Source organism: Bradyrhizobium sp. LMTR 3 (assembly GCF_001693485.1).
Classification (GTDB): Bacteria; Pseudomonadota; Alphaproteobacteria; order Rhizobiales; family Xanthobacteraceae; genus Bradyrhizobium.
In genome coordinates this window covers 57,721-64,206 of the sequence record NZ_MAXC01000018.1, presented here as the reverse complement: position 1 = coordinate 64,206, position 6,486 = coordinate 57,721, and the positions used below count along the sequence as shown (strand labels likewise).

Below are 6,486 nucleotides of genomic sequence, written 5' to 3'. Positions count from 1 at the left end.
TTTTTGGTTTTTGCTCTACCGAGGAATTTTTGGGGACCAAGCCGTCGGCTTTCAGATCGAATTGACCATCCCACCTTACTCGTTTCATCGACCTCTCCAATGAACAGGCTGATGCCGCACTGAATTGTTAAACATTAGGACGATCTGGCTATCGGCAACACTGTTGTATGGGACATGTGCCGAAACCTTGCGGCTAAAGCTTGGGTGGAAGCGAACGCCTTGGGTGAGCTCCTCGATCGGCTTGGCTCCCCGGTGTCCGAAGTTCGCCATCGATAAGGCGCACCCAGTAGCACCAGAAAGAGCGCCCCTGTTGGCTTCTCAGCGTGCGGCTGATCGGCTGGTTATTGAGCCCGTCATGACCGTCTCGTCTCCGGTTGCGCCGACGGACCGTAGCCAGCTACGTCCTCGCCGCTTTAGCAGTCTGCTGAAGAACCCCCTCGCCATGGAGGAGGCTTGATGATTCACTTTATCATCTCGAATCGGCGGAGGCGATCATGCGCGGCAGGTTTACGGATCAGGACAGCCTATTTTCCGTACATCGCGCCGGGTAAGCGTGTGCCAGCCAACCATACGCTGCGGAAGGTGCGGGAACTTGTCCGAGATGTTGTGAGTGATTTGAACCGCAGCCTCGGGAGGCTCTACGCCCGGGAGGGACGTCCTTCGATCCCTCCGGAGCAATTGCTGAGCGCCTTGCTGCTGCAGGTATTTTACGGCATCCGCTCGGAACGCCAGTTGATGGAGCAACTGGACTACAATCTTTTGTATCGTGGGCTCGTGGGAGTGTCGCGGACGATCCGGTCTGAGATCCGACCACCTTCACCAAGAACCGGGAGCGGCTGTAGAACGGCGATGCATTCACGAAGTTCACCCCGCTTCTGAACCATTCTCAGGTCAAGCCACTATTGTCGAACGAGCATTTTTCGGTGGACGGAACGCTGATCGAAGCCTGGGCATCACAGAAGAGCTTTCGTCCCAAAGACGGTAGTGGTGACAATGATGATGGCGCCATTTCCGCGGCCAGAAGCGCAAGAAACGACACCCATGCAAGCACCCGCGACCCAGACAGCAGGCTCTATCGCAAGGCGGTCGGACGGCAGGCCAAGCTTTGCTATATGGGCCACGCCACCATGGAAGAACCGACATGGCTGGCGGTGGCCGGCAGGGTCACGCATGCCAAGCCATCATGGCATGATCGCGCCGGGTTCGCACGACCGACAGCCGTCATGGCCTGCCGATCGCGCCGAACCTTATTGATCGTAACTTTGCAACCGCAGCTCCGAACCGGATCTGGCTCGCCGATATCACCTAAGTTCCGACTGCAGAGGGCTGGCTTTACCTGGCTGCCATCATGGACCTCCTCAGCCGCAAGATCGTCGGTTGGGCGATGCGGGATCACATGCGTGCCGAACTCGTCTCGTGCGCGTTGATGATCCAGCAGCAGCGGCCGGAGGCTGGGTTGATCCATCACTCCGACCGCGGTGTGCAATACGCCTCACACGAGTATCGTGCGGTCCTGTCGGCCGCCCGCATCATCGGCTCAATGAGCCGCAAAGCCAATTGCACGGCAATGCCCCGATGGAGAGCTTCTTCCATACCCTGAAGGCCGAACTCGTTCATCATCGCCAATATGACACCCGAGCCGACGCCCAGCGCGATATCTTCACTTTTATCGAGGGCTTCTACAATTGGACCCGACTCCACTCCGCCATCGGATATACCTCGCCGATCGAGATGGAGCTAAAAGCAGCTTAACCCTGTCCACTTTTTTGGGGGAAGATCACCTTTTTTCCGCTCTGAGCCGATAGATTTAGCAAACCCGCCGGATCCCTGCATAGACAAGATCAACGAAGAACTCGAGCGAAGGCAATGTTCGCAAAGGCTGACCTCGGCGCTGATAGGACTTTATGTCCCGGCGCTGTGTTGCCGCCGCGACGTTTTCGCACCCGGAACTTGACAAAACGGTTACGGCGGGCCCGATCGCGTTAGTGAGCAAAGACCATGATGGCAATCGCATCACTGAACTGCTTACCCGCAGAGAGTTTGCTTGCACGATCTTCGGGTATCTCGCGTTTTCGACATTGGCTCTCTCAATTGCGGCAGCGTTCCTTATCGCCCCCAGCAACGCGAAAGCGACCGCGCTTTCGAGTGGGGGCTTAGGTCATCTTTTTTCAAGTCCATATTATCTACCTTCGAGAGACAGTAATCGTCGATATCAGCCTAGTAACCGCCTACGGCACCTTATTGGGAGCAGCAAGGCTCTTTCTTGCTTGTGCTGGAGTGCATCTGTCGACCGTGAAAATGTTTCAAGCCATTGAGGGGGACTCGATTTTCCGGTCGAAGCCACGGTTGAGACTGCAAGCCTTTGCGGTGAGACCTCGGAAGCTTGCAATTTGATGTTCAAGATTGAACGAAGCCGCTGGCGCGGCATTTGAGGAAAAGTAGTAACGGCGCCTCCTCTGTGAGAGAATTGAGGGTTTTCAGAGCCCAACCCTTCAGACAGGAGTTTTCCGATGGCCAGGTGAGCGCTCTCCGCCGACGCATGATCGAGGACATGAGGGTCCACAACTTGTCGCCGGCGACGCAGCGATCGTATCTCAACGCACTACCGAAATTCAGCCGGGATTCTGGTCGATCGCCCGACCATCTGGGCTTGGAGGATGTCCACGCGTTCCAGGTCCATCTGGTGGCGACCGGGATATCATGGACTGCGCTTAACCAGATCGTCTGTGCGTTGCGCTTTCTTTACAGCGTGATGCTCGGCCACATCTCGATCCCAGAGCGCATCGCCTTCGCGCCAGAGCCACGCAAGCTGCCGGTCGTGCTGAGTGGCGACGAGGTGGTGAGCTTCCTGGAGGCGATCCCGAGCCTGAAGAGACCACGGTTTATGCCGCCGGACTCAGGTATCGGAGATCGTTTTCCTGAAGGTCGCGGATATCGGTAGCCAGCGGATGGTGATCCGGGTCGAGCAGAGCAAAGGCGGCAGGGACCGTTACGTCATGCTCGCCACAGCTTCTGAAGATTCTGCCGGTCTATTGGCTGACCCGACCGACACGCTGGCTGTTTCCGGGTCGGGATGGCGAGCGGCCTCTTGATCGAACCGTGCTGCACGCCGCCTGCCGTTCAGCCCGTATCGCAGCCGGTTTGAGCAAGCACGTGACGGTGCACACGCTGCGGCACAGTTTCGCCACCCGTCTTTTGGAGAATGGCGCGACATTCGCGTCATCCAGGTGCTGCTCGCCGTGCCAGCCTGTCGAGCACAACACGCTACACCTAGGCCGTCACCAAACATCAGCCAGACCCCGAGGTCCGCTTGATCGCCTGCGACTGGAGGTCGTTCCGCCCGGCTGATTTGGCGCCGTGGGCACCTTTGGAGGTGGCGAATGTATTCCGCCGCCATGGCGAAGTTTTTTGACAGGTACGTGCCGTCATCTCGGCCGTGTCGAGCGACGCGTGATGGCGCCATCACGGTGTGTCGGACGGCAGTGCTCGGCGGCCACTGAGGGTGTCAGAAAAAATGTGTAAGCAGGTTTCTGTGAGTTTACCTTACCAAGGAGACTCACATGACGACCGACGATTACACCTGAACTGCTGGGTCAACTGCTTCCTAAATATGAGAAGCCTGAAGACCTCACAGGAGCGGACGGGCTTTTCAAGCAGCTGAAGAAGACCCTGATTGAGCGGGCGCTCGGTGCGGAGCTGAGCGATCATCTTGGCTACGAGAAGGGGGACCCGGCCGGCCGCGGCAGCGGGAATAGCCGTAACGGAACCAGCGCGAAGACGATCCTGACCGAGGACGGCGAGATTGACATGGCTGTGCCACGCGACCGGGCAGGCAGCTTTGCGCCGCTATGGCCGCCAAGGGCCAAACCCTTTTCGACGGCTTCGACAACGAATCCTGAGCCTCTACGCGCGCGGCATGACAGTGCGCGAGATCCAGGGGCATTTATCTAAAACTTTATGGGGCCGAGGTCTCGCGGGATTTGATCAGCCGGGTGACCGACGCGGTTCTCGATGAAGTTCGGGAATGGCAAGCCCGCCCGCTCGACGCGGGTCTATCCGGTGGTGTTTTTCGACGCTGCGGGTCAAGATTGGCGATGAAGCATGGTCAAGAACAAGGCCGTCTATGTCGCGCTGGCGCTCAATCCGGACGGCGAGAAGGAGGTCCTCGGCCTATGGATTGAGCAAACCGAAGGCGCCAAATTCTGGCTCAAGGTCATCAACCACCAGAAGACACGGGGCGTCAACGATATCCTGATGGCGGTGGTCGATGTTGCTCAAGGGCTTTCCGGAGGCGATCGCCTCGGTCCATCCGCAGATCGTGGTGCAGACCTGCATCGTGAGGTCGTTGAAAAAGTCTGCGGTCGTAGATTCACTGATCCCGTCGGTTCTCTTTGATTCGCGAGGTGAGCAGGATGCTGGGTCGGAAAAAGCGCGATCAGCTGGAGCTGTTCATCACCGGTTCGTTGCGACAGCTCTTTCCAGACGACCACATCCTCTCTCGCGTCGATCGCGTGTTGGACCTCTCGTGGCTGCGTGACGAGGTCGCCGATCTCTACTGCACAGACAACGGACGCCCGGGGATCAACCCGGAAGTGGCTGTTCGGCCTATGCTTGCCGGCTTTCTGCTGGGAATCATCCATGACCGACGGCTGCTGCGCGAGGCGCAGGTCAATCTCGCGATACGTTGGTTCGTGGGCTACGGTTTGCACGAGCTGCTGCCCGACTACTCGTCGCTGACGCGCATTCGCCAGCGCTGGGGTGCCGATCGCTCTCGCAACATCTTCAAGCGCACGGTGAGGGCGTGCATCGCAGCCAGGATTGCGACCGGCGAGATCGTTCATATCGATGCATCGCTGATCCGCGAATGTGAGCTGGGACGCTTTGGCAGTGCGCAATGTTGCCGACGTAGAGGCGGCCAATCCATGCGAGTTCGAATGGGAAGACCGTCAGAGCGGCAAATACAGAAAGATCTGCACGACCGACCCGATGCGACTATGGCGACGAACGGTCGTAACCGCCGTCTCGAACCCTCCTACAAACAACATGCGGCTGTCGATGATGTGAAGGGCGTCGTTGTCGACGTCGAGGTGACGACCGGCGAAGAGAACGAAGGTATGGCCGTAGAAGCTCAGCTCGATGCCATCGCCATGACAACCGGTGTCGCTATTAAGACGGCGACCATGGATGCAGGCTATGCCTATGCCAAGCTTTTTCGGGCGTTGGAGGACCGCCAGATCGACGCCATCGTACCGGCCAAGGCCGAGCGGCAACCTGGCAAGGTCATGCCGACGCGGCGTCTTTAGGCTGGATGTCAAGCACAACCTGGTGCGCTGTCCAACTGGAAGATCCTACGGCCCAAGGCAAGCTGCAACGGGGCTCTTTTCAACACTTCCATGCGAATCGCGAAGGCTGTCGGGCCTGTCCCCTGCGCCACGTTGCGTGAGCCCCTCTCCCGCCATGCCGTGTGGTCGTATTCAATATTAACCACCCATCGTTGCTTCGAGCGCGGCGCAAGAGGCTCAGATGGGGAAACCATGAACACCATTTCTATCAGCGACATCGTTGGCGAGTCGAGGGGGTGCATGGCGAAGCCAAGACTTGGCACGGTCTCGCTCGCGCCATCCGTCGTGGCAGAGACAACATGCGCATCCAAGCTTTCCTGACTGCCGCTGCTGTCAATCTGAAGCGGTTGGCCGCAGCACTCTTCGCCATTTTGCTGGTGTTCCTCCCTACGCTACAGCGGCGCGCCCGCATCTGGCAAGGACGCGAGTCAATCCAAAGAACGGGCTTCTTCAACGACCCCGTGCACCTAATCGGCAACAGCCTGGCGTTCGTCGCCTGGAAAGATCGCAAGGCGATCTTGCCTGCCATCACGGCAATTTACCGGGCCGAGAATGCCGACATGGCGCTGGTCCGGCTCGAGGAGTTCGAGGCCGAATGGGCCAAGCGCTATCCGGCGATCGGCCAGGCTTGGCGCCGCGCCTGGGAACAGGTCGTGCCGTTCTTCGCGTTCGCTCCCGGCGTCCGCAAAATGATCTATACCACCAACGCGGTCGAGGCGCTGCACCGTAGCTTGCGCAAGATCATCAAGACCCGCTGCAGCGTTCCCATCGACGAGGCGGCGTTGAAGCTGCTTTATCTCGCCATCAAGAACGCTGGATTGAGGTGGCGGCTGCCGCCACAGGGCAGTTCGCCATTCAGTTCGGCTCGCGTTTTCCGGGATCGGCGCGATGACCAAAGTGTCGATCAGCCCCCTTAGCCGCCGCATCGAGTTTGGCCGATCAGAAAACTCTGTAAAGGCGGGCCTGCGGCCCCCGCCTGCGGCGGCTACGGCCCTGACAGATCTTGCTGCCCGGCCACTGTTAGCCACCACCGGATCGATGACAATATCCGGCTGATGCAAGAAACGACCGCAATTCAACCTTCACAGAGACCTCTTACACAAAATATCTGACGTTCCCGCCAAGCCTGTTCCAGAACGGCCGG

At 58.7% G+C, this 6,486-nt stretch carries 2 protein-coding genes and 4 pseudogenes; all 6 read left to right on the top strand.

Annotated elements, in window-relative coordinates:
* Positions 1 to 456: 456 nt before the first annotated feature.
* The 6 genes and pseudogenes from LMTR3_RS40280 (at position 457) to LMTR3_RS39305 (ending at position 6,259) form a co-directional block, all read left to right on the top strand.
* Complete coding sequence (locus LMTR3_RS40280) at positions 457 to 879, top strand: transposase (protein ID WP_084029662.1); 423 nt, start codon at positions 457 to 459, stop codon at positions 877 to 879.
* A gap of 316 nt (positions 880 to 1,195) precedes the next feature.
* Positions 1,196 to 1,752 (top strand): annotated as a pseudogene (locus tag LMTR3_RS39315) (IS3 family transposase); the annotation flags it as partial.
* Positions 1,753 to 2,539: 787 nt separating this feature from the next.
* Positions 2,540 to 3,348, top strand: a pseudogene (locus LMTR3_RS16465) (tyrosine-type recombinase/integrase).
* 225 nt (positions 3,349 to 3,573) lie between these two features.
* Positions 3,574 to 4,357 (top strand): annotated as a pseudogene (locus tag LMTR3_RS39310) (IS256 family transposase); the annotation flags it as partial.
* A gap of 55 nt (positions 4,358 to 4,412) precedes the next feature.
* Positions 4,413 to 5,839: pseudogene (locus tag LMTR3_RS16455) on the top strand (transposase); the annotation flags it as partial.
* A gap of 21 nt (positions 5,840 to 5,860) precedes the next feature.
* The gene (locus LMTR3_RS39305) at positions 5,861 to 6,259 is read left to right on the top strand and encodes a transposase (RefSeq protein ID WP_502686646.1); all 399 of its coding nucleotides are present in this window, start codon (positions 5,861 to 5,863) and stop codon (positions 6,257 to 6,259) included.
* Positions 6,260 to 6,486 lie beyond the last annotated feature (227 nt).